The 662-nt window shown below is 40.8% G+C and carries 2 tRNA genes; both read left to right on the forward strand.

Features of this window, described 5'->3' with window-relative positions:
- Positions 1-136 precede the first annotated feature (136 nt).
- A tRNA-Ile gene (locus CXF88_RS14365) sits at positions 137-213 on the forward strand.
- A 137-nt stretch (positions 214-350) separates the two neighbouring features.
- Positions 351-426: transfer RNA gene (locus CXF88_RS14370), tRNA-Ala, on the forward strand.
- Positions 427-662: the final 236 nt, after the last annotated feature.

Consider the following 662-nt stretch of genomic DNA (forward strand, 5'->3'; position numbering starts at 1 on the left):
GATATCGAAAGGTATTTTTGAGGATTTTGATTCTTAATCAAGGCACTTGATGAGTCTCGCAGGGAGTGTGCTTTTAGCACATGACTGAGAAACGAAGAAAGTAACGCCGAGTAAGGGTTAAAAGACCAAAAAGAATGGGTCTGTAGCTCAGCTGGTTAGAGCGCACCCCTGATAAGGGTGAGGTCGGTGGTTCAAGTCCACTCTGACCCACCAAATCTTCATTTTATCTGCGTTAATTAAATACTCGTTTAGTCAACTAAACGTCGCATTGAATTAACTTGTTAAAATTCGATTTGGCTTCGCCAATCTTATGATTGGATACTTGATATTTATCTCAACTGCATGTAAATGGGGCTATAGCTCAGCTGGGAGAGCGCCTGCCTTGCACGCAGGAGGTCTGCGGTTCGATCCCGCATAGCTCCACCATTTACTTGTTGGTTCAATTAGTTTGATCAACACGCTATAAAAGCGGTTCGATCCCACTCATATTGCTCCACCATTTAGATTTATCATAATGATAAATATATGCATAGGTTAGAGATGCCAAAGATAAACGAAATTTTATCTTTGGCTTTTTTAAGCCCGCTCTTTAACAATTTGGAAAGCTGATAGTACTAACTAAAGGCGCATGGATGATGATTCGTTGTCGTTTGTGTGATGAT

It is taken from the genome of Shewanella sp. ALD9, from assembly GCF_002836315.1.
Classification (GTDB): domain Bacteria; phylum Pseudomonadota; class Gammaproteobacteria; order Enterobacterales; family Shewanellaceae; genus Shewanella.